General features: G+C 38.1%; 20 protein-coding genes. 17 read left to right on the top strand and 3 right to left on the bottom strand.

Annotation, left to right across the window (positions count from 1 at the left end):
- Positions 1–99: 99 nt before the first annotated feature.
- On the top strand, positions 100–1860 hold the full coding sequence (locus tag AC4PG0_RS10185) for a SpaA isopeptide-forming pilin-related protein (RefSeq protein WP_492167522.1): 1761 nt from the start codon (positions 100–102) through the stop codon (positions 1858–1860).
- A 47-nt stretch (positions 1861–1907) separates the two neighbouring features.
- Here AC4PG0_RS10185 and AC4PG0_RS10180 read toward each other — a convergent pair whose 3' ends face one another.
- Complete coding sequence (locus tag AC4PG0_RS10180) at positions 1908–2744, bottom strand: STAS domain-containing protein (protein ID WP_003759910.1); 837 nt, start codon at positions 2742–2744, stop codon at positions 1908–1910.
- A 213-nt stretch (positions 2745–2957) separates the two neighbouring features.
- Between AC4PG0_RS10180 and holB the strand changes: the two genes are divergently transcribed.
- From holB to rsmI, 6 genes are read left to right on the top strand one after another with little or no spacing between them, the layout of a single operon-like run.
- Positions 2958–3950: a DNA polymerase III subunit delta' gene (gene holB, locus AC4PG0_RS10175; RefSeq protein ID WP_003759912.1), complete on the top strand. Its 993-nt coding sequence runs from the start codon at positions 2958–2960 to the stop codon at positions 3948–3950.
- Positions 3951–3955: 5 nt separating this feature from the next.
- On the top strand, positions 3956–4789 hold the full coding sequence (locus tag AC4PG0_RS10170; RefSeq protein ID WP_003772526.1) for a PSP1 domain-containing protein: 834 nt from the start codon (positions 3956–3958) through the stop codon (positions 4787–4789).
- Positions 4790–4799: 10 nt separating this feature from the next.
- Entirely contained in the window at positions 4800–5189 is a 390-nt protein-coding gene (gene yabA, locus AC4PG0_RS10165) for a DNA replication initiation control protein YabA (protein ID WP_010990275.1), read from the top strand.
- A 57-nt stretch (positions 5190–5246) separates the two neighbouring features.
- The gene (locus AC4PG0_RS10160) at positions 5247–5999 is read left to right on the top strand and encodes a tRNA1(Val) (adenine(37)-N6)-methyltransferase (RefSeq protein WP_010990276.1); all 753 of its coding nucleotides are present in this window, start codon (positions 5247–5249) and stop codon (positions 5997–5999) included.
- Positions 5983–6255 (top strand): GIY-YIG nuclease family protein, encoded by a 273-nt coding sequence (locus AC4PG0_RS10155; protein ID WP_010990277.1) that lies wholly within the window; start codon positions 5983–5985, stop codon positions 6253–6255. The genes AC4PG0_RS10160 and AC4PG0_RS10155 overlap by 17 nt, the downstream gene beginning before the upstream one ends.
- Positions 6252–7133, top strand: a complete 882-nt coding sequence (gene rsmI / locus AC4PG0_RS10150; RefSeq protein WP_003772523.1) for a 16S rRNA (cytidine(1402)-2'-O)-methyltransferase — start codon at positions 6252–6254, stop codon at positions 7131–7133. The genes AC4PG0_RS10155 and rsmI overlap by 4 nt, the downstream gene beginning before the upstream one ends.
- 45 nt (positions 7134–7178) lie before the next feature.
- Here the strand turns inward: rsmI and AC4PG0_RS10145 are convergent, their stop codons facing one another.
- Positions 7179–7463: an AbrB/MazE/SpoVT family DNA-binding domain-containing protein gene (locus AC4PG0_RS10145; RefSeq protein WP_003759929.1), complete on the bottom strand. Its 285-nt coding sequence runs from the start codon at positions 7461–7463 to the stop codon at positions 7179–7181.
- Positions 7464–7577: 114 nt separating this feature from the next.
- On the opposite strand from AC4PG0_RS10145, the gene AC4PG0_RS10140 reads away from it, so the two are divergent.
- Together AC4PG0_RS10140 and AC4PG0_RS10135 are read left to right on the top strand one after the other, a co-directional pair.
- Complete coding sequence (locus tag AC4PG0_RS10140; protein ID WP_003759931.1) at positions 7578–8435, top strand: GRP family sugar transporter; 858 nt, start codon at positions 7578–7580, stop codon at positions 8433–8435.
- Positions 8436–8497: 62 nt separating this feature from the next.
- The gene (locus AC4PG0_RS10135; RefSeq protein ID WP_112120351.1) at positions 8498–9763 is read left to right on the top strand and encodes a DUF1214 domain-containing protein; all 1266 of its coding nucleotides are present in this window, start codon (positions 8498–8500) and stop codon (positions 9761–9763) included.
- 60 nt (positions 9764–9823) lie between these two features.
- On the opposite strand, the gene AC4PG0_RS10130 is transcribed toward AC4PG0_RS10135, so the two are convergent.
- A complete protein-coding gene (locus AC4PG0_RS10130; protein WP_492167521.1) occupies positions 9824–11068 on the bottom strand; it encodes a MucBP domain-containing protein in 1245 nt (414 codons plus the stop codon).
- 276 nt (positions 11069–11344) lie between these two features.
- Between AC4PG0_RS10130 and AC4PG0_RS10125 the strand changes: the two genes are divergently transcribed.
- The 8 genes from AC4PG0_RS10125 to AC4PG0_RS10090 all read left to right on the top strand — a co-directional run bounded on the left by AC4PG0_RS10125 (position 11345) and on the right by AC4PG0_RS10090 (position 24373).
- A complete protein-coding gene (locus tag AC4PG0_RS10125; RefSeq protein WP_492167520.1) occupies positions 11345–12205 on the top strand; it encodes a GRP family sugar transporter in 861 nt (286 codons plus the stop codon).
- Between the two features lie 65 nt (positions 12206–12270).
- Positions 12271–14271 carry a methionine--tRNA ligase gene (gene metG / locus AC4PG0_RS10120; RefSeq protein WP_255299986.1) on the top strand — a complete coding sequence of 667 codons (2001 nt, stop codon included), beginning with the start codon at positions 12271–12273 and terminating at the stop codon, positions 14269–14271.
- Positions 14272–14434: 163 nt separating this feature from the next.
- Complete coding sequence (locus AC4PG0_RS10115) at positions 14435–15649, top strand: ROK family transcriptional regulator (protein ID WP_010990281.1); 1215 nt, start codon at positions 14435–14437, stop codon at positions 15647–15649.
- A 34-nt stretch (positions 15650–15683) separates the two neighbouring features.
- A complete protein-coding gene (locus tag AC4PG0_RS10110) occupies positions 15684–16562 on the top strand; it encodes a carbohydrate ABC transporter permease (RefSeq protein ID WP_003722709.1) in 879 nt (292 codons plus the stop codon).
- Positions 16562–17410: a carbohydrate ABC transporter permease gene (locus AC4PG0_RS10105; RefSeq protein ID WP_003759946.1), complete on the top strand. Its 849-nt coding sequence runs from the start codon at positions 16562–16564 to the stop codon at positions 17408–17410. The genes AC4PG0_RS10110 and AC4PG0_RS10105 overlap by 1 nt, the downstream gene beginning before the upstream one ends.
- Before the next feature lie 27 nt (positions 17411–17437).
- A complete protein-coding gene (locus AC4PG0_RS10100) occupies positions 17438–18694 on the top strand; it encodes an ABC transporter substrate-binding protein (protein ID WP_003759948.1) in 1257 nt (418 codons plus the stop codon).
- A gap of 82 nt (positions 18695–18776) precedes the next feature.
- A complete protein-coding gene (locus AC4PG0_RS10095) occupies positions 18777–22079 on the top strand; it encodes a glycoside hydrolase family 31 protein (protein WP_492167519.1) in 3303 nt (1100 codons plus the stop codon).
- A 2-nt stretch (positions 22080–22081) separates the two neighbouring features.
- Positions 22082–24373: a glycoside hydrolase family 31 protein gene (locus AC4PG0_RS10090; RefSeq protein WP_492167518.1), complete on the top strand. Its 2292-nt coding sequence runs from the start codon at positions 22082–22084 to the stop codon at positions 24371–24373.
- Positions 24374–24376 lie beyond the last annotated feature (3 nt).

Below are 24376 nucleotides of genomic sequence, written 5' to 3'. Positions count from 1 at the left end.
TTTTTCCGAAAAAACGTCAATCGAGATAAATTTTACGGTATACTCACAATGAATTAGTAAGAATATTTTATTGGGATTAATTTGAAAAGGATGGTTTTTATGAAAGAGCGCGTCATTTTAAAACGTAATCTAAAGAAAATAGGTTTAGCACTTCTTAGCGTTATCTTACTTGCAAATGTTTTATTTCAAACTAACTTTGTTAAAGCAGCAACTGACTATGGCTCTAGTTTTTTGCAATCAGTTGAATTGTTAGATGCAGATGGTAACCCAACAACTGATTTTGGTTATTATGATAGTGTTCAAGTTCATTATACTTGGGCAATCCCTAATTCGAGTAATGTGAAGGCAGGGGATACAATGCAGTTTGTATTACCTCCAGAACTACAAATAGTAATAGATTTAGATTTTTCATTGAAAGACCATAAAGGCAATGTAGTAGGGAATGTAGTCGCAACTAAAGACACCGGAAAAGTAGTCATTACTTTTACAGACTTTGTAGAAAAAAACTCAGACGTTAGCGGTTATCTTGATTTTTGGAGTAACTGGGATAAATCTTTAGTTGAAGGAAACGAAAAAGTTCCATTAGTATTTCCAGTAAATGGCACTACAGAAACTATTACCGTAGAAGTTGGCGGGAAAAATCAAATCGATCCAACCGAAACTTTATACAAATATGGCTGGGCTAATGCCAAAAACCCGGAACTTATCCAGTGGGTAGTTCGAGTTAATTATGCCAAAGAAAACATTCAAAATGCTGTTTATGAAGATTTTGTTGGACCTAAACAAGTAATTGATTTTAATTCTATCCAAGCAGTACACGGCGAGTTTGACCCTGATGATAATTTCACCCCAGGAGCTGCAGTCCCGTCCTCAGACATCATTCAAACAACAGATGGTTTTAAAGTAAACCTAGGGAATTTAACAGATTCTGTAAAAATTTCTTACTATACTACTTCCACTGACAACGGAGCCTCCCCTAGTTATACAAATAAAGGACAACTAACTGGCGACAACTATGTTACCCAAGAAATCGAAGTAGCGACCCCGACATCTGGCGGTAGCGGTGGCGGAGAAGGAACAACCGGTTCTGTTGAATTAACTAAAACAGACGATACCGTGGAGAGAAACCCTCTAGCAGATGCCGAATTTAAATTAGTCAACTCAGCAGGAAAAGTAATGCAAGAAAACCTTGCAACTGGTACCGATGGAAAACTAGCTATCACAAGCTTGAAGTACGACACATATCAATTAATCGAAACAAAAGCACCCACGGGATACGTATTAGATGCGTCACCAGTAGAATTTACAATCGATGCCACCCACCAAGCTATATTTGTTTCAAAAGAAAATAAGGCAATTAAAGGCTCTGTTTCACTCATAAAAGAAGATAGTGAAACAAAAGCAACTTTAGCAGGGGCGGAATTTGAATTACAAGATAATGCTGGTAATACGTTGCAATCTAATTTAATCACGGATAACGCTGGGAAGCTAAATATCACAGATCTTGCGCTTGGGGATTATCAACTTGTAGAAACAAAAGCGCCGGTTGGCTATATCCTTGATGCCACCCCGATTAACTTTACTATTAGTGAAGCACACCTTAATTTAACTGTTACAAAAGAAAACACGAAAGAACCTGAAATACCTGGAGTTCCAGAAAAACCTATAATTCCAAATAAACCTGATATTCCGGAAAAACCTACTGTGCCAAAAACACCAGTAGTACCAGATAAAATAGTAAGTTCAGATGAGCAACCAACAACATTACCAAAAACAGGAGATAGCTCATTTGCTAGCGGCTTCGGAATCCTGCTCGTAGCGATTTCTACCGCTGGATTAATTGCATTTAGAAGAAAATAATAAAAAAGGAACCAAAAGCACAGAGATAGTCGCTTTCGGTTCCTTTTTTATATTGTCCGAGTTTGATCTTGTAAAACAGCTTTTAATGAGTGATAAGCTGGAATTGATAAATTTAAATCCACTCGATTTATTTGTTGTGCCATTTTTGGTTGAATGCCAGAGATGAAAGCCTCGACACCTAAAAGCTTGAGAACAGTTACTAAATTATTTAGCATGTCTCCCAGTGCATCGTCAAAGTAAGTTATTCCTGATAAATCAATACAAAGTTGCTCAACGCCTAGTTGAACGCATTTCTTAGAAGTGATTTCAGTTAATTTATCTGCTCTTTCACGGTCAATTCCTCCCATTAAAGGAAGTATCGCCAATTTGTCAGTTATAGAAATAACCGGAGTGCTAATTTCCTCAATTAAACGATGTTGTTGTTCTAAATGTTTCACAATATCGTTATAGTACATTGCAGAAAAAGCTTCATTGATTCGGTCAAATCCGTGATTAACCATCGCTAAGCTGGAAGAAAAATCACATTTAGAAACCTCATCATTATGGATGCAAAAATCGTTAACTGCCGAAACAAATTCACGGCGTAGTTTATCTAGGGTAGTAATTACTTCAGGCAAAGGAACTTCATTTTCCATACGACGTGCATACATGTTATCAAGCCATTTATCAAGCTTCAGAAAGAACGCCTTTTTACCTGTGAAGTAAGAAATGATTAGGTCAGCTGTTTGTTCGCTATCTGCGCGAAGTTCATCTTTATATCGCGGGGAATAAACGAAACTCGTATACGTATTTTCATTTTCATAAATTTTCGAAAGCCAGTTGTTAATAATTTCTTCTGTATGGGCCCTTAAATAAAGTTCCATACTTCCATTCGCTTCATTCATACCAGACAACCCCTTTAAGTCTAAGTATAATACTTTTCTTTTATTCTATGCCCAAAAAGGTGTACTGTCCATTTATATTTTGGAAAAAAAGTTAATTTATTGAAAATGTAATATTATTTAACAAATTAGTCGTTATTTTTTTGTTAAAATTCCGAAGCTATTTAAGCCTTGTCATGGTATAATATTACAATATGGATAGAAAGGAAGTTTTTTGTGGGATTACAGGATGAACTTACAATGATGCAACCAGTGGTCATGAAGATTTTTTCAAAAAGTGTCCGCGAAAACCGATTATCTCACGGCTATTTATTAGAAGGCTCAAGAGGTACAGGCAAGAAACGCACAGCACTTTGGTTAGCTCAGAGTCTTTTTTGTTTGGAGCGGACTGAAACCAACCTTGCTTGTGGCGAGTGTGCCAATTGCATAAGAATAGCGAGTCATAATCATCCGGATGTTCATTTGCTAGAGCCAGATGGAGCTAGTATTAAAATAGATCAGGTTCGCGCGCTTAAGCAAGAATTAAGTAAACGCGGGATGGAATCAGATCAAAAAGTAGTTATCATTTACGATGCAGAAAAAATGACTGTGCAATCAGCCAATAGTCTGCTGAAATTTATAGAAGAACCAGAAGGCGGTTTGTTATTACTATTTTTAACGACAAATCCTGGGCAAATTTTGCCAACAATTCAATCAAGACTGCAACCTGTCACGTTTAAATCACTAACTTTTGATAGTCTCGTAGCTTCACTAACGGCTGCGGGCATTTCCGAACAAAAAGCGCGGATTTATGCTAGTATTACTGGTAGCGTAGAAGAAGCGAAGACGTTTGAAGAGAGTGACTGGTTTAGTGATGCAAGAAATGTTGTCATCAAGTTATACGAAGGAATACACCATCAAGGAACGAGCCCATTAATTATCATTCAAGAATCATGGATGCCACTATTTAAAGAGAAAGATAAGATGGCGCTTGGACTCGAATTATTGTTACTGCTTTACCGCGATAGGCTGCATCTTACGCTTGATGAGAACTACGAACCTATTTGCACTGCGCAAAAAGAAATGCTCGGACAAGATGCGCTACGTAAGTCACTGTCCGAAACCACAGGGGAAATCGAGAAGATTCTCGCTGCGAAATCAAAACTGGATTCCAATATGAACACGCAACTTCTAATGGAGCAGTTAGTTCTTGAAATCCAAGGGAGGTAATCGCCATGCTTAAAATTGTAGGCGTCCGTTTTAAAGACGTTGGTAAAATATATTATTTCTCACCTGGAGATCTGGAAATCACAGAAAACCAAGGTGTCATCGTTGAAAATGCACAAGGTATCGAATTTGGGAAAACGGTCATTGAACCGCGCTATGTGGACGAAGAAGATGTCGTTTTACCGCTAAAAAAAGTACTTCGTGTTGCAACAGAAGCAGATTATAAATGTGTCGCTGAAAATGGCGACTCTTGTCAGAAAGCCTTTTTACTGTGTGATGAAAAAATCCGTGAGCGTGAGTTAGACATGAGCTTGGTGGATGTGGATTACACGTTTGATCGAAACAAAATTATTTTTTACTTTACTGCGGAAGGTCGCGTTGATTTTCGGGAACTCGTGAAAGATTTAGCGTCTGTTTTCCGGACTCGTATCGAACTGCGCCAAATCGGCGTTCGTGATGAAGCGAAATTGCTTGGTGGGATTGGCCCATGTGGTCGTATGCTTTGCTGTTCCACTTTCCTAGGCGACTTCGAACCAGTTTCTATCAAAATGGCCAAAGACCAAAACCTGTCCCTTAATCCAACAAAAATCTCTGGTTTATGTGGACGGTTAATGTGTTGTTTGAAATACGAGAATGATGAATATGAGCAAGCAAAACGTGAAATGCCAGATGTTGGTGTAAAAGTAAAAACTCCAGAAGGCGTAGAAGCACGTGTTTCGGGAATCAACTTGCTGTCTAGAATCCTACAAGTGAGTTTGCCCGAAGAAGAGACGGTTATAGAATACGAATTGGATGAGTTACGTCCATATAACGAATTTCTAAAACAACCGGCAAAGTCTTGAGGTGAAAAAATTGGATAAAAAAGCTATTTTTGACTCAGTCAGCAATATGGAGGAGCAAATTGGCGAATTGTATCAGCAACTTGGAGATCTAAAGACAAACTTAGGCGAAATGTTGGAAGAGAATAACCGGTTAAACCTTGAGAATGAGCATTTACGACGCAGACTTTCTTTGACGGATGAAGTGGCTCCTGAACCAGTGGCCGAAGAAGAGGCAGTTCATGGAGTGATGGCGCCGAATCGCAAAGAAGCGATGCAACAAATGATTGAACTCGGGGAAGGTTATGATAATCTTGTCCAACTTTACAAGGAAGGATTTCACGTTTGCAATGTACATTTCGGCAGTCCGCGTGGCAATGATGAAGATTGTTTATTTTGCCTATCCTTGCTTAACAAAAAATAACATGACGGGCCTTTCTCGATTCAGGAGAAGGGCTTTTTGCTAGAAAAGGTGAATCATTTGGAAAAACTCAAATTAATAGGCGATGAAAGGCTCGATTATTTACTAGCAGAAAATTTGCGGATTATTCAAAGTCCATCGGTATTTTCTTTCTCGATAGACGCGGTTCTCCTCGCGAAATTTAGTTATTTACCAATCCGTAAAGGGAAAATAATTGATTTATGTAGCGGAAATGGTATTATTCCTTTACTACTTAGTACACGAACAAAAGCGCAAATAGTTGGCGTTGAAATTCAAGAGCGACTTGCAGACATGGCGAAAAGAAGTGTTGCTTATAATCAACTGGAAGACCAAATCGAAATAATCGAATACGATTTGAACCATATTACCGATTTAATTCCAAAAGAGCGCGCAGATATTGTTACGTGCAATCCACCGTATTTTGCAACCCCATCTACAAGCCTGAAAAACGAAAACGAACATTATCGTATCGCTCGTCACGAAATTATGTGCACGCTAGAAGATACAATTCGAGTTGCCGCAAGTCTTTTAAAACAAGGTGGTAAAGCGAATTTTGTTCACAGGCCAGAGCGCTTACTAGATATTATTGATTTAATGCGAAAATACCGCTTAGAACCGAAACGCATCCAGTTTGTCCATCCACGAATCGACCGAGAAGCAAACACGGTTCTCGTAGAAGGCATCAAGGACGGGAAGCCTGGCGTGAAGTATGTCCCCCCTGTTATCGTGTACGATGAGCTAGGTGAGTATACCCCGGTTATTAAGGAGATTTTATATGGCGAAAGCGAATGAACATTTCTTTTACGTATTAAAATGTAGCGATAATTCTTATTATGGTGGCTATACGACGGATGTAATGCGCCGAGAAGCCGAACACAATGCGGGAATTAGATGCAAATACACTAAAACACGCCGCCCAGTAAAAGTCATCCATTTTGAAAAATTTGAAACGAGAAGTGAAGCCACTAAAGCTGAAGCGGCTTTCAAAAAACTATCGCGCAAAAATAAAGACAGCTACTTAAGCGAACGGGAGGAGGAGTCGAAGTGATACAGAGCCAAAAAAGTTTTAGCGGAGACATTCAAGGGGCGCTATACTTAGTCCCAACACCAATAGGGAATTTAGAAGATATGACATTCCGCGCAATCCGAATGCTAAAAGAAGCAGATATTATTGCAGCGGAAGACACGCGAAACACCGTGAAACTTTTAAATCATTTTGAAATTACGACCCGAATGACGAGTTACCATCAGTTTACGAAAGAGAATAAAGAAGATAATATTATTCAGCGGATGTTAGACGGTGAAGTGGTTGCGCTGGTTAGTGATGCGGGCATGCCTTCTATTTCTGATCCAGGTTATGAACTAGTCCAAAATGCGCTAAATGCAAATATTCCAGTCATTCCATTACCGGGCGCGAACGCTGCTTTAACCGCCTTGATTGCTTCAGGTTTAGCGCCCCAGCCGTTTTATTTTTATGGCTTCCTTCCTCGCCAAAATAAAGAGCGCACGCAGGCAATTGAAAAACTAGCAGCGCGCGAGGAAACTTGGATTTTATATGAATCACCACATCGTTTAAAAGAAACGTTAAAAGCGATCATTAAAATCACTGGAAATGACCGGAAAATGGTTTTATGTCGCGAGCTTACCAAACGTTTTGAAGAATTTTTACGAGGAACAGTTGAAGATGCGCTTAACTGGGCAACCGACGAAGAAGTTCGTGGGGAATTTTGTATTATTATTGAAGGAAATGCGAACCCACCTTTAGAGGAAGAACTACTTTGGTGGCAGGAATTGGATATTAAAACACATGTAAGTACCGTGATGGAACAAGAAAATATTAGTTCTAAAGATGCCATTAAAACCGTTATGAAAGCGAGAAATTTACCAAAGCGCGAAGTCTACGCTGCTTATCATGAAATAAAATAAAAAATCATGCGAGAGATCTTGTTCTAGATCTCTCGCATGATTTTTTTAAATCGTATCACCAAAGCGGCGTTTGATTTCTTCCATCAGCTCTGCGGCGCCTTCTTTACTAAGAGTCAGCTTACCGTCCACAAACTTTTTATTATCAACAGAAAACTCTCCAGTAACATCACAAACCAAGCCAGCAGAATATTTTTTTAATACAATTGCATCTTCATCAGTAAAAATTTCTAAAGGGTCTTTAACGTTTAAATTCATTGTGCGTCTGATTTCAATCGGGATAACGACACGACCCAACTCATCGATTTTTCTTACCATTCCAGTTGATTTCATTTTCTCACCTTCTTGATAATTTTAATTCATTTTAACAGATTATCAATATAATAGGAATGAATTCGAGGTGAAAAGGGTATAGACCATAAGCAGAAGAATTAGGGGGAATAAAAAATGAACATAGTTATCGCATTAATTCCGGCAGTGATGTGGGGGATTATGCCGTTAGTTGTTTCGAAAATTGGCGGTAAACCGAGGCAACAAATTATTGGTACAACATTCGGGGCACTAGCTTTCGCAATCGGCGTTTTTATTTTTACAAATCCAGAATATACAGCAACAATCATTATTGCTAGTTTTATTTCCGGGGCATTTTGGAGCTTAGGGCAAATGAATCAGTTCCGGGCCTTTACGCAAGTGGGCGTTTCTAAAACAATGCCACTTTCAACAGGAATGCAGTTAGTCGGTACCTCACTGTTTGGTGTTTTTGCTTTCCATGAGTGGGGAACAACATCGAAGCTAATCCTAGGTTTTTCCGCGTTAGCACTTATTATTATCGGGATATTTTTAACGAGTTATCAACAACATAAAGACGAAAATTCCGGCCAAAATATGAAAAAAGGAATTGTCACTTTACTTATTTCATCAGTAGGTTATGTAGGATATGTCGTTATCACTCGTTGGTTTGATATTAGTGGATGGGACGCGATTTTACCTCAAGCAATCGGGATGGTAGTCGCAGGATTATTATTTTCCATCAAGTCCGAAGAAAAACGTTTTACAAAGCAAACATGGTTAAATATGATTCCAGGGGTGATGTGGGCTACTGGTAACTTGGCTCTACTTTTCTCAAACAAATTGGTTGGGATCGCTACAGGTTTTTCACTTTCACAAATGGGTGTTGTAATTTCGACCATTGGAGGAATCCTTTTCCTAGGAGAGAAAAAAACCAAGAAAGAACTTATTCTGGTCATTATCGGGGTTATCTTAGTTATTATCGGTGGTACGATGATAGGAATTGCTAAAAGCTAAGACCAAGCTTCCGGTTTGATAAAATGCTATACTTAAATTAATCTAAATTAAAGGTGGTTATGGTGAAAATGAATGCGAAATTAGAAGTAAATGGTGAGCTTGTAAAAGAATCTTATGTTTATTTATTGTCGCGGTATCTCGTTTTACGTCAAGAAAATTTTGATACGAAAGAAGATAAAATTCCATATAACACACTTAAGCATAATTCGGTAGCTCCAGCAGATGCGAATTTTGTGAATCCTAACTTTGATGTGGTTTATTCAGAAGCTTGGATCGCTGTAGATGACGATAATGCTGTTATTTTAGAAGTACCAGAAATTAAAAATCGCTACTATACTGTTCAACTTTTAGACGGCTGGGGCGAAGTGGTAACAAATATCAATGAACGTAACTATCCAGATCATCCATACGGAAAATTTGCTTTCGTTAAAAAAGGAACAAATCCTTCCGTTCCAAGTGACGCTGTAAAAATCGAATTACCATCAGAGAAAGTAAAAGTACTCCTTCGCGTAGAACAAAAAGACGATCCTGAAGGCGCAGTAAAACTTCAAAAAGCATTCAAATTCGACGCACCAGATAATATAAAAATCAAAGAACCACTTGAGATTCCACATTTCACTAATGCAGACTTCTTATTAGAAGAAATTTATTCCAATTTAGAAGAACTACTAGCAACGTATCCAGATAAAATGCCAAAAGCGGCTGAATTCCAAGATAAAGCAAGACAAGTTGCAGCTTATATTGAGCTTGGCGACGAGCAAAAAGCAGAAGTAAGAAACCTTATTGTAAAAGAAGCCATTCCTTATTTTACTGACGGGGCAAAAGGTTTCGGAACGCAAAAAGGCGGATGGTCAGTTACTTATGTGGCAGGCGCCTTCGAAAACGATATTTTAGCACGAGCGATTATTAATTACGGAGGTATCTGGGCGAACTCGATCCAAGAAGCTTTATATTTCATCGGGCAACAAGGTACGGACGGCGAACTTTTAAGTGGGGATAAAGTCTACAAAATCCATTTTCCGAAAGATCAACTTCCAAATGGCCTTGCAGAAGCTTTCTGGTCCGTTACACTCTACGGCGTTCCAGACTATCATGTTATTCCAAATAAACTAAACAAATTCAGTATCAATGACTATACTGGTCCTAAAACAAATGAGGACGGAAGCCTAACACTTTATATTGCAGCAGAAAAACCAGCAGATGTTGATCCTGGTAACTGGCTACCAAGTAAAGCTGGCAAAGGGTTCTCACTAAACTTCCGACTCTATGTTCCGAAAAAAGAAGTATTAGAAGGAAAAGTATTCTTACCACCACTTGAAGTCCTTTAATAAACGAAAAAAGCTAAGTATGAAACTATCGATTTCAGATAGTAACATACTTAGCTTTTTTTATTTCTTTTTAAATAATAGTAAAGGGGCGCTAATTAAAAGAAGTAGAGCTCCGAAGATAGTGGATGATGTACTTTGGTCAGTATCACCAGTTTTTGGTAAAGAGTTATAGGTTGTTTTTTCTATTGAATGACTAGAACTAGTAGTAGCTGGTTTTACAGTGACCGGATTATGAGCTACCGGGTTATCTGGATTAACAGAGTCAACTGATTTAACGGGATCAACCGTAATAGGTGTTGGTATAACGGCAGCTTTTTTATAAATATAGTCAATTGTTTGTTCAGTATCAGTGAAAGTACCAGTTGCATTTGTAGGTGTGGTTTCTAAAGTATAACCAGCAATTTTTTTGCTTGTTGATTGGTAATTACTATTGAGAACTCCAGTTAATGTATCTGATTCTGCGATTTTATTTCCATCGATATCAAGATAATTCACTGTGATATTTGCCCCGGCTATTGGAGCAGGAGTTGCTACGTGAACTGTAACTTTTACTACATTTGAAACGTTGCCTGCCTTATCGGTTGCTTGAACATTGACGGAATAATCGCCACTAACTGCTAAATTAACAGAGGAAGTAAAATCGCTTGAGAGGCTAACAGTGGAGTCGTAATTATCAGTAACACTAGCATTAATATCTGTTAAAAATTGTTCTTCCGTAACACTGCTTCCAGGGCTGTACGTGATTTCAGTTTTATCAGCTTTAACAACAGGAGCATTAATATCTTTTGGTTTTAAAGAGCCAGTAGAGGTTGACTTGTTACCGGCCTTGTCTTGACTTGTAATAGTGGCAGTTGCAACTAAGGAATCGATTTTGGCTTCTCCACCTTCACCTGAATAAGAGGTTTTCCAGTCGAATTTTACTTTTGCTTTGGATAAACTGTCCCAACTGGTTACTTTGTCGAATTTAAAAGTAACGGTATTAGTGGAACTGTCAAAGCTAGTTGTCCCTACTTGGTTTGTAATATCTTCCCCACCAACAGAAACTTGTAAATCCGTATAGTTCATGCCCGTTGGTAGAGCTAATTTTATTTCCAGTTTATAGTCTTCTTTGGTTTGATTCGTTAAATCTGGAAATGTAATGGTTGATGTATATTTATATGGAAAATTCTCATTGGTGTTTTGAAGTAATGAAATATCATTTGTATCACGAGTATCAGCAAGTGCAGAAACGGGCGTAAGTGCTATTTGGCCAGCCAGAGTGCTTAAAATGATAAGGCTAGCAATAGTTTTTTTCTTAGTAAACATTTGTTAAATAACCTCTTTCCTGATGTTGAAATTTAATACAATTTAATTGTAGCACTAAATTTTGGAGCACAAGTGTACTAGTGGTAGTATAATGCGGCACACTTTGTCGAAATAGTGGCTAATGAGAATCATAAAAATATAAAACGTTCATTTAAACTTTGGCGATTAGCTCTATTAAATACTTTTACTCCGAAAACCTCTATCATCTTCCTGTTATTTCCGCTATAATGAAGTAATTGAAAACTAAATTAAACGGCAAACAAGGAGGAAAACGATTTGAACATTTTGATTGCGCTGATTCCTGCATTACTTTGGGGAACAGTTCCGCTAATTATTACAAAATTTGGCGGTTCGACACGACAACAAACAATGGGGATGACGCTAGGGGCGCTCACTTTTGCAGTAATCGTTTTCTTCTTTACTGACCCGGTTTATACACTTAAAACAGTAGGAATTAGTTTTATAACAGGGTGTTTATGGACTGTCGGACAGATGTTCCAATTGCGCGCTTTTAAAATCATCGGCGTTTCAAAAGCGATGCCGATTTCGACCGGAATGCAATTAGTTGGAACAACACTTTGCGGCGTTATTCTATTTCATGAATGGGATACGACGTTACGCATTATTCTTGGATTTATCGCACTTGCGCTTATCGTTGGAGGGATTTTCCTAACTTCCTATGCGGAAAAAGAAGAAGATGGAACTAATGCTTTAAAACAAGGCTTAATTACATTAGTTATTTCATCTTTAGGGTATGTAGGGTTAGTCGTTCTCATTCAAGGGTTTAAAATCGACGGAATTAATGCGATTTTACCGCAAGCGATTGGAATGGTTTTAAGTGCCTTAATTATGACGCATAGTGGTGGCACGGAAAAACGCTTTAATAAACGTACATTGTTGCTCATTATACCGGGAATGATTTGGGCAGCAGGAAATGTGGCAATGGTACACGCAAACCAACTTGTCGGAGTCGCGACTGGTTTTTCACTTTCGCAGTTAGGTGTTGTTATCTCAACTATTGGCGGCATTGTACTATTAAAAGAAAAGAAAACCCAAAAAGAAATGCTTTATGTTATTATGGGCGTAGTTTTAGTCGTTCTCGGCGGGATTTTAATCGGTGTCGCAAAAGGCGCTTAATTAATTATTTCGTTTAGCGCGAAAAATGATATAATGATACTAATTGTTTTATTTTTAAGGAGGGAATTGTGTTGCCTGAAGAGAAAAATACGTTTTATATTACAACACCAATCTATTATCCAAGCGGAAAAGCGCATATCGGACATGCTTATACGACTGTTGCGGGGGACGCGATGGCTCGTTATAAACGCTTAAAAGGATATGATGTGTTTTACTTAACTGGAACAGATGAACACGGTCAGAAAATCCAAGCAAAAGCAAAAGAACGCGGGATTTCTGAACAAGAATACGTGGATGAAATTGCAGAAGGTTTCCAAGAACTTTGGAAAAAACTAGAAATTTCTAATACTGATTTTATTCGTACAACACAAGACCGTCATAAAACATCCGTAGAAAAAATCTTTGAACAACTTTTAGAGCAAGGCGACATTTACTTAGGTGAATACGAAGGTTGGTACTCTGTTTCTGATGAAGAATATTTTACAGAAACACAATTAGAAGAAGTATACAAAGATGAAAATGGTAAAGTAATCGGCGGAAAAGCTCCAAGTGGTAATGAAGTCGAGCTTGTTAAAGAAGAATCCTACTTTTTCCGCATGAGTAAATACGCGGATCGTTTAGTAGAATATTATAATTCGCACCCAGAATTTATCCTACCTGAATCTAGAAAAAATGAAATGATTAACAATTTCATCAAACCTGGCTTAGAGGATTTAGCAGTATCTAGAACCACTTTTGATTGGGGTATTAAAGTTCCCGGAAATCCAAAACACGTTGTTTATGTGTGGATTGATGCGCTTTCTAACTATATTACTGCGCTTGGATATAACACGGACAATGATACGAAATTCCAAAAATACTGGCCTGCTGATGTACAAATCGTTGGGAAAGAAATTGTTCGTTTCCATACGATTTATTGGCCAATTATGTTGATGGCACTAGACTTACCACTTCCAAAAATGGTATTCGGTCATGGCTGGATTTTGATGAAAGACGGTAAAATGTCGAAATCTAAAGGGAATGTAGTAGATCCTTACATGTTGATTGACCGCTACGGACTAGACGCGCTTCGTTACTATTTATTACGTGAAGTTCCATTTGGTTCAGATGGTTTATTTACGCCGGAAGACTTTGTTGACCGCGTAAACTATGATCTTGCTAATGACTTAGGAAACTTACTTAATCGTACAGTTGCAATGATTAATAAATACTTTGATGGTGAAATTCCAGCTTATCAAGGTAATGTAACAGAATTCGATCAAACATTAGTAGATTTCAAAAATAACGTCGTGAAAGAATACGAAGGTAGTATGGACCATATGCAGTTTTCAGTAGCATTAAACCAACTATGGTCACTAATTTCTCGTACAAATAAATATATTGATGAAACTGCTCCATGGGCACTAGCTAAAGAGGAAGATAAGCGTACAGAACTAGCAAGCGTAATGACACATTTAGCTGAAAACTTGCGTATCATCGCAGTTTTACTTCAACCATTCCTAACAAGAACTCCAGGTGAAATCTTCTTACAACTAGGCTTGCAAGAAGAAAACTTGAAGAAATGGGATAGCATCTATGGCTACGGCGAAATTCCAGAAGGTACAACGGTAGTGAAAAAAGGTACGCCAATTTTCCCAAGACTCGATGCAGAAGTCGAAGTTACTTATATTCAAGATGAAATGAAAGGCTCTGCACCAGCTCCTGCTGAAGAAACTGCAGAAGTTGAAGCACTTGAAACCCCGCAAATCGGTATTGAAGATTTCGACAAAATTGATCTTCGGGTTGCGGAAGTAAAACAAGTAGACAAAGTGAAAAAAGCAGATAAACTTCTTTGTTTCCAATTAGACTTAGGTGAAGGTAAACTACGCCAAGTTCTTTCGGGTATTGCAGAATTCTACCAACCAGAAGAGTTAATTGGCAAAAAAGTTATCGTTGTTTCCAACTTAAAACCTGTGAAACTTCGCGGACTAATGAGCGAAGGCATGATTCTCTCAGGAGAAAAAGATGGAAAACTAAGCGTAATTGAAGCAAATAGCGCACTTCCAAATGGCGCAAAAGTAAAATAATAAAAACGAGCCCTAATTCGCTGGAGTTAGGGTTCATTTTTTTATCGAAAAAAACTTTTAAAAAAAAGATTGCATAATGCAAACGATTACAATATAATGTAACTATACTTACTTAATTCAATGAACGAAGTAAGTGCTCATCCAGAAGTAAAGGAGCCGGACTATGGATATCTTAAGAAAAGGGAACAAAGACTTAATTAAAGATATAAATCGCTATACCGTGCTGAATTTAATCCGTGAAAAAGGAGAAATCACACGTACAGAAATAGCTAAAAAATGCGATTTTGGGATGTCTACATTAACGTATATTCTAGATGACTTGCAACAAGAAGGCATTATTCTAGAAGGTGCGGAAACATCATCTACTGGGGGCAGACGTGCCAAACTAGTAAGATTTAATAAAGATTATGGATTTGTTGTTAGTGTCAAAGTAGAAGAGGAACAACTTCTTTTTGCGTTAACAGACTTAAATGCAGAAATTATTAAAAATACTTCCATACCATTTTCATCAGAGAAAAAACCGGAAGATGCAATAGACTTAATTGCTGAAAATGTAAAGAAAATGTGTAAAAACAGAGATATGAAAAACTTGCTAGGCGTTGGGATTGCTATTTCAGGTCTAGTGAATCGTAAAAAAGGAACAGTAATCCGCTCTACTATGCTAGGCTGGGAAAACGTTGCCTTAGAAGCGATGTTACATGTTCATTTCCCTGATATTCCAGTGTATGTAGATAAAAATATAAACTGCTACACACTCGCAGAACTTTGGTTAGGTGAAGGGAAACAATCCAATAATTTTGCAACCGTTTCAGTTGGTGCTGGGCTTGGTTTATCTGTTGTTATTAACCGTCAAATTTATTACGGTGCGCAAGGTGGAGCCGGAGAATTTGGTCATACAACAATCCAACCAGGCGGATACAAGTGCCACTGTGGTCAAAAAGGGTGCTTAGAAATGTACGCATCCGAATTTTACTTCCGAAACCGCGGCGAAGAAATAAAAGAAGCTTTTCCTACATCTGAATTAAATGATTTTCATTTTGATAATGTAGCAAAAAGCGCGCGTGCTGGTGACGAAATGGCGATAGAACTTATGGGGAAAATGGGAGAATATTTAGGATACGGGATTCGAAATATCATTAACACCTTTAACCCAGAAAAAGTAATTATTGTCGGGGAAGGCTTACATCACAGAGATTTATTCTTAACTAAAATTGATGAAATTGCTTCACAGAACTTTTTTTCAGGGGCTGGCTTTGAAACGGAAATTACAACAACTTCTCTAGAGGATCCTGCGTGGTTACAAGGTGCGGCTTTACTAGTCATCCACCAACTATTCCAAGTGCCAATCTATGAAGAAGAACAAACTTTATTACGTTAAAAGTACATAAATTATTTCGGGAGGTTATTTTTACATGGTTGGTATGACTAGAAAGAAAACACTATTTTGGCTATGCATTTTCTTGTTGCCCAATTTATTAGGTTTTCTCATTTTTATTGCTATCCCAATCCTTGGCTCGCTCGGTATTAGTTTTACCGATTGGGACTTAGTGAGTACGATTCACTTTACTGGATTTGAAAATTACAAACGTTTGTTTAATGACCCAGAATTTTGGAAGTCATTTAGAAATACTATCACATTTATCATCGGTTACTTGCCAAGTGTAATGATTCTTGGGCTAGCTTGTGCCTTGATGTTAAACCAAAAAATTAAACTTAGACCATTTTTCCGAGCAGTGTACTTCTTACCCGTGATTACTTCATGGGTAGCTGTTTCACTCGTTTGGAAATGGCTTTTCAACCCTTCATACGGTCTCATCAATTATTTCTTATCGTTAATTGGAATTGCTGGACCGAACTGGTTAACAGATCCACAAACAGCGATGATTGCAGTTATTATAACTAGTGCGTGGAAAGATATTGGTTTCGTTATGGTACTGTTTTTGGGTGGTTTGCAAAATATTTCACCTTCCTATTACGAAGCTGCAAATATGGACGGAGCGTCAAAACTTCGCCAATTATTCTCAATTACCATCCCGCTTCTTACTCCAACTACATTCTTTGTGACGATAATTTCACTTATCAACTCATTCCAGGTGTTTGACCAAGTGATGATTATGACAGAAGGTGGACCAAGTGGAGCGACGATGACCTTAGTCCAAAACATTTACAATCATGCATTTAGATACTTCGAAATGGGCTATGCTTCCGCGATGAGTTGGATATTGTTTATTGTTATTTTCATCATTACAATTATTCAAAATAAACTTCAAAAAAGGTGGTCCAATTACTAATGAAAACAGAAAAAAGTGGTTCACCAAAATGGCAACTAATAAAAAATATTCTTACCTATACGATTATCTGTCTTGGTGGAATTATCATGCTTATGCCGTTTGTTTGGATGATTTCAACAGCCTTTAAAACAGGTGCGGCAAACATGGTTCTACCGCCACAATTTATTCCCAAAGAACCGACAACCGCAAACTTCACTCAAGTATTTGAAATGTTCCCAATGTTAAGATTTTTAATGAACTCAGTTGTTGTTGCCGTTGTAACGACACTTGGTCAAATGCTGTTTTGTTCGATGGCAGCATACGCATTTGCGAGAATACCTTTCTGGGGCCGCGATAAGTTATTTTTACTTTATTTAGCGACAATGATGGTTCCAGCTCAAGTTACGATGATTCCGCAATTTATCTTAATGAAACAGTTTGGTTGGTTAGATTCTTATGCAGGGCTGATTGTACCAGCGTTATTCAGCGTTTTCGGCACTTTCTTATTACGCCAAGCTTTCATGGGAATTCCAAAAGAATTAGAAGAAGCCGCATTTATGGATGGGGCAAATCATTTTACTATTTTCCGAAAAGTTATTTTACCACTTGCGAAACCTACATTTGCAACACTTGGAATTTTAACTTTTATGCAATCTTGGAACAGTTATTTATGGCCATTAATCGTGACAAGTTCACAAGAAATGGCAACTTTACCTTTAGGATTATCTCTTTTACAAGGTAGATATGGAACGAATTACGGCTTAATGATGGCGGGTGTACTTATTAGTGTTATCCCGATTCTAGCAGTGTACCTTTTTGCTCAAAAATATTTCATCCAAGGAATGGCAATGAGCGGAATGAAAGAATAAAAAACCAACAAAAAAGGAGTGTTACAAATGAAAAAAGGTTTATTATTGTTAATGGTAGTTGTACTGTCTGTATTTGGTCTCTCAGCTTGCGGCGGTGGTAGTAGCAGCGGCGATAAAACAGAAATAACGTATTATCAATTCTCTGCCCCAGCGGATGGAAAAGCACTTGATAAAATGGTAAAAGAATTTGAAAAGCAAAACCCTGATATTAAAGTAAACGTTCAAACAATCGCATTTAACGACTATTTCACTAAACTACAAACACAAATCGCAGGTGGCGATGCTCCTGATGCCTTTGAACTTAACTACGAAACATTCATGCAATACGCTGAAAAAGGTGTTCTTGCAGATTTAACAAGCTATATCGAAAAAGATAAAGATTTTGATCCATCTACTCTTAATAAACAAGCGTATGATGCTTTCAAATATGACGGCAAACAATACGGTATGGTAGAAAGTTTCTCCAACGTTGTAACTATTTATAATAAAGACCTTTTTGACAAAGCCGGAGTTGAATATCCAACTGCTGACTGGACTTGGAAAGACGAAGAAGCTGCAGCGAAAAAATTAACAGATGCTAAAAATAAAGTTTGGGGAACTTCCCAACCAGTAACAATGAACGAATTCTTCAAAGTAGCTGCACAAAATGGTGGTTCAATTTTCGATAAAGATATGACAAAAACTACTATTAACAGCCCTGAAAACGTAGAAGCATTAACTCACTTAACTAATGAAGTAACAGAATCTAAGGTTGCTCCTTCACCATCTGATTTATCTGGACAATTACCAGAAGACTTATTCATGAATGGTCAAATCGCAATGCTTCATACAGGTATTTGGTTATTCGATATGTTCCAAGATGCACCATTTAAATGGGACGTACAAGTAGAAGCAGGCAATAAGCAAAAAGCGACTCACTTCTTCGCTAATGGAATCGGTGTTTCTAAAGACTCAGATAAAAAAGAAGCGGCGTTCAAATTTGCTTCCTTCATGAGTGCAAATAAAGAAGCAGCAAAAATTAGAATTGCAAACAACTGGGAACTACCAGCAACCGAAAATAAAGAAATTTTACAACCGTATCTAGATGCGACTCCTCCAGATAACAGAGAAGCAGTTTTTGAGTCCTTACAATATATGGTATTACCTCCAGTTGTAAAAGATTGGAACAAAATTAGTGATTATACAAACTCAGAATTTGAAAAAGTGCTAAACGGCGAATCTACACCAGAAAAAGCACTGAAAAATAGTGAAGATAACATCAACAAAACAATGGGCTTTAAATAAGTAACGAGAGTGGCAGGGACGTTTGTAAGTACCTTTACAAATTAGACTGCCACTTTAGTATATCCAAGAAAGGAAATAAAACATGTCTAAATTCACAAAATTAATGCAGGGTTACTTGCATTTAATAGAAGGAAAAAATGAAAACATCAAGCCAATCCTACTGGAAACAAAACCTGACTTTACAACTGATTCAGTACTTGAAACCGCTTCTTGGCTATGGCTTAGCAGTAAAATCAACCATTATGACAGAGAAGAAGTAGAGCCAGTAATTGCATTTTTAGTTGAAAACTGGAATCGTCCTGAAAAGTCTATTTGGGGTTCAGGTGAAAATGATATTTATTTAGCAACTATTTCAAGTGTATACTCTGCATTATTAGATGTGAAAAACACTTTTCCAAAACCGGAGTTACAACAAACAATTACAATTATCCGCGACTATTGTTTTGATAATTTATTAAAAGGTGATAGCATCCTTACTGGCTTTAACACGCGGAAAGTGTCAACCGACCAACTTCTATCCGTGCTTCCGTTTGGGTTATTTTCGCCCGAAGATCTTGTAATGGTGGCGGCTGTTGGCAAAATGGAACAACAATTAGTGCAAGATGATGGGGTATTGCCTTATTCAGGAGCTCCGAAAGTTAATTCCTTTGCAACGGCTCTAATGGCGCTATATTTCTTAGAAAAAAGCGACCAAGATAAAGCGTTACACTATTTGAATATGGCAATGAAAATGGAAGATAATGATGAACTTGGCGCGATTTTTATTGAAATTAATCAAGCTTTCCGGGCGATGGAAAGTGAAGTAACAGCGCATATTTCACACGATCCTTTCGGGAATGAAAATCGCTATGAGCAGCAGTTAACTGAACGTACGCCACATTATCCCGAAACAGAAATGCATTTTTCGGCTGCGTGTGAAGTGATTTCTGGAATCGAAGCAATCCAAGTCGAACTTGTATTAAAAGAAAAAGACTGGACCATTTTATGTGAGAAAAAAGAGAAAAATGATGTCCAAATCTGGGAAGCACTCGTTCCGCCATTAGAAGAAGTTGGCGAATACACCTATTATTTCCGGGCGACAATGAAAGACCAAACCACTTTGACATCAGATGATTATACTGTCGAACCAATCTGGAAACACTGGTCAGAAGAAGCAGCAATTTGTGAAACAGAGCAAGGCTTAATGGTTTTATTTAAAGAAAATCCATCAAGTGTCATCCCGGTCGAGTTCGCCGTGAAATCAGATGAACTTGTAATCGGATTAAAACCTTCATTTGAAGCGAGCGATTTTAAAACAAAATCATCCGGCCAATTAAAAAAAGATGATTTAGAGATTATCGTTTCAAACAATCCAGTGCGTCTTGAGGTTCACTTTAAAGGCAAATTAATTCTAGAATCGCATAAAATTTACCCAGCGTTACAATGGTATACCGATAAAACTGGCACGATTAACAAAGTAAAACTGCATTTAGACGCGCCAAAAGAAGAAGAGTATTACGGCTTCGGTGAACGCTACAATGCATTAGGTCAGCGCGGGAATGTACTTGATTGCTTTGTTTATAATCAGTACCGCGACCAAGGAACAAGAACCTACATCCCGATGCCGTTTTATCATACGAATCGTGATTATAGTGTGTTCGTTGATACCGCTCGTTACACAAGTTTTGATTTAGGTAACCAATTAGCGGATAAACATACGATTACAGTAGAAATAAATGGCTGTGATACGGATATTTGTCTTTTAATGGGAGATATTCGTAGTGCAGTTGCTAATTATATGAAAAAAACTGGCAAGCCTGCAATGGTTCCAGTCTGGGCGCTTGGACCGTGGATGTCTAGTAATAACTGGGACCGCGAATCTGTCGTTCGAAATGAAGTAGAAACAACGCAAGAGTTGCAAATTCCGTCAACGGTTGTCGTGTTAGAACAATGGAGCGATGAAGCAACTTATTATATGTTCAATGACGCCGAATATGATGAAAAAGCACCTTCAGAAGCATATTCTTATGATGAAATTCGGTTCCCTTCATGGGGCAGATGGCCAGATCCAAAAGGGATGGTTGACTACATCCATGACAATAAAATGAAATTAATTCTTTGGCAAATTCCGATTCAAAAATACTTAAACCGTCAACAACACCCACTAAAAGACCGCGAAGAAGCCTATATGATTGAAAAAGGCTACGTCGTTAAAAATCCAGATGGCTCGCCGTACCGTATTCCGGAAAACTGGTTCACAGAAAGCTTGATAATGGATTTCTCCAATGAAGAAGGAAAAAAATGGTGGTTTGATAAACGACAATATTTGATTGATATTGGCGTTGACGGCTTTAAAACAGATGGCGGCGAATTCGTTTTTGGAGAAGGATTGCAGTTTGCTGATGGTAGACGTGGCGATGAAATGCGTAATCTTTATCCAAATGACTATGTGGAAGCTTATTATCAATTTGCGCAACAAAATGATGGCATGACATTTAGTCGCGCTGGCTATACTGGCGCTCAAAACTTCCCGGCTCACTGGGCTGGAGACGAACGTTCCACTTTTGACGCGTTTAGAAGATCGCTCATTGCTGGACTTTCAGCTGGATTTTCTGGAATTCCGTTTTGGAGCTTTGATTTTGCAGGATTTAATGGCGACATTCCAACTGCCGAACTATTTATCCGTTCTGCGGAAATGGCTACTTTCTGTCCAATTATGCAATATCATGCCGAAAGTAAAGCTGAATTCAACCAAGACCGGACACCGTGGAACATTGCCTCAAGGACTGGTGATGACTCGGTTATTCCAATATACCGTCATTTCGCGAATGTAAGAATGAACATTTTACCTTATATTTATAATGAATCGTTAAAATGCGTCGAAACAGGCTTACCGATGATGCGTGCGCTTCTGCTTGATTACAAAGAAGATCCCCGTGTTTCTGATATGTATGATCAATACTTATTCGGGGAAGCTATGCTGATCGCGCCAGTAATTGAAGACGGGGTGCGTTCGAGAGAAGTATATTTACCAGAAGGAACTTGGTATGATTTCTGGAATGGAACTAGAGTAAGTGGGCCAACTTTACGCAAATGTAAAGCGGATAAAGAAGAAATCCCAGTATTCATTCGTGGCGGTAAAGCCGTGCTATGTAACGTTGATGCTACTTTGAAACTCGGCTCATGGGTTGGAAATACAGTGGAGGAATACGATACCCCATTACTCAAAGTTTATTTAGACGGCGATTTCACTGAAGAAATTACTGACCATTTATCAGAAAAATGGCTAGTAAAAGTTACCGAAAATGCGGATGAAGTAACTATCTCCGTTCAAACAAATACGCCAGAATATGAAGTTGAAGTAATTGGAACGACCAAAAAAGTACAAATAAAGAAAGGAAGATAACGATGGATGCTTCCACAAGTTTTGCTATTTTACCATCTAACGTAAAACAAAAAACAGCTTTCCCGAGAAAAATAAACCAAGTGAAAACAGCTAGTTGGGCGAATAATTGCCTAACTGGCACACTTGATGTCGGTCATTTCAGTTGTTATTTTGTCAATGAAAAAATTGCACGCGTAACCGTGAATCCGTTTGGTGAAGCGGATCTGACACCTTCTATTGCGGCAATTAACGACACAGAAAAACAAGCTGCCGTGTTCACTGAAACAGATGATCATTATGAACTTCAATTTGCAGATAAAAAACTTATCGTTTCAAAAAATCCTTTCCAAATTATAATGAAGCAAGCTGAAAAAACCATTTTCCAAACAGAAGGACTGGCAATTAATCGTGATAAAGAACACCAAATTTCTATCCAAAGTAAGCCTGGAACTGCGATTTTTGGGCTGGGTGAAAAAACAGGAGCGTTAAATAAAGCTGGTTCCATTATTAGCATGTGGAATACAGACGTATACAGTCCGCATAATAAAGATACAGTGGAACTATATCAATCCATCCCATTTATGATTGCAGATACGGAGGAAACAACGTACGGCCTGTTTTACGATAATTCACATCGGACAGAATTTGATTTTCAAAGTTTTGAAGAGATGTATACAATTTTAGCAGAAGGCGGGCAAGCAAATTTATACGTTATCTTTGGTGAAGATGTCAAAGAAGTTGTCGCAAACTACACGGATTTAACAGGAAAAACCCCACTTCCGCCAAAATGGTCATTAGGTTATCACCAATCAAGATATAGCTATACATCGGAAGAAGAAGTAGAGCGAATTGCCAACACTTTTAAAGAAAAAGAAATTCCGCTAGACTGCGTATTTATGGATATACATTATATGGATGATTTTCGGGTTTTCACTTTTAACCCAGATACTTTTCCAAATGGACCAGAACTTATCGCGCGTCTTCGTGAACAAAATATTGACGTTGTACCAATTGTCGATCCGGGAATTAAAAAAGATGTTGATTATTCTGTTTATCAAGAGGGTATCAAACATAATTATTTCTGCAGTAAATTAGAAGGTTCGATTTATTATGGGGATGTTTGGCCGGGTGTCAGTGCTTTCCCTGATTTTCTAAGTACGACTGTTCAGCGCTGGTGGGGCGATTTGCACAAGTTTTACACAGATTTAGGTATACGCGGGATTTGGAATGATATGAATGAGCCATCTGTATTTAATGAAAGTAAAACGATGGATTTAGATGTCGTACACAATATGGACGGGAAAAATGTAACCCATAAAGAAGCGCATAATTTATACGGATTGTATATGAGTAAAGCGACTTTTGAAGGGTTAAAACGCCTTGTGCCAAACGAGCGTCCGTTTTCACTCACTCGTGCTGGTTATGCGGGAGTTCAGCGTTATTCAGCCGTTTGGACGGGGGATAATCGTAGTCACTGGGAGCATTTAGAAATGTCGCTGCCGATGATTATGAATTTAGGTTTATCTGGTGTCGCATTTACAGGTGCGGATGTTGGTGGATTTTCTTCTGACTGTACGAAAGAAATGCTAATACGCTGGACACAAGCAGGCGCGTTTTTACCATATTTTAGAAACCATTGCGTGCAAGATAGCATTTATCAAGAACCATGGGCATTTGGGCTAGACGCGGAGAAAATTGTGAAGAAATATATTGAAATGCGCTACACCTTTTTACCGTATATTTATACAGAATTCCAAAAAACTGCGGAGAATGGCTTACCGATAGTTAGACCGCTTTATATGGAGTTTAAAGAGGAACGCGATTTAATTCAAGTGAACGATCAATTTATGCTAGGTGAAAATATCCTCGTTGCGCCAATCGTTCGCGAAGGCCAAGTGAAGCGTTTAGTTCGCTTACCAAAAGGGACTTGGTTTAATTATTGGACGAAAGAGCAAGTAGAAGGCGGCGACTATATTATCGCTGACGCTCCGATTGACGTTATGCCAATTTATATTAAAGCAGGGACGATTTTACCATTAGGTACTAGCGTTCAAAATACAAAAGAAACACAAGATTTGGCATTAGAAATATACTTAGATAACGACGAGGCAAGCGGATACGTGTATAATGATGATGGCAAAAGCTACCAATACGAAAGCGGAAAAATATCCAAAACAGCTTTCACTGCTACTTTCAAAAACGGCGAAGTACAGGTAAATGGTGACCATCACGGCGAAGAAAACTTACAACAAAAAGTTACTACTATAGAAGTTTTCGGTAAAAAAATAGACAAAATTACAAGGGCGGGAATTTAATCG

The sequence above is a fragment of the Listeria sp. MAN/IMW/UF464 genome, from assembly GCF_058683955.1.
Note: the sequence above shows the minus strand (reverse complement) of the source record. Positions and strands in the feature narration are given on the sequence as shown.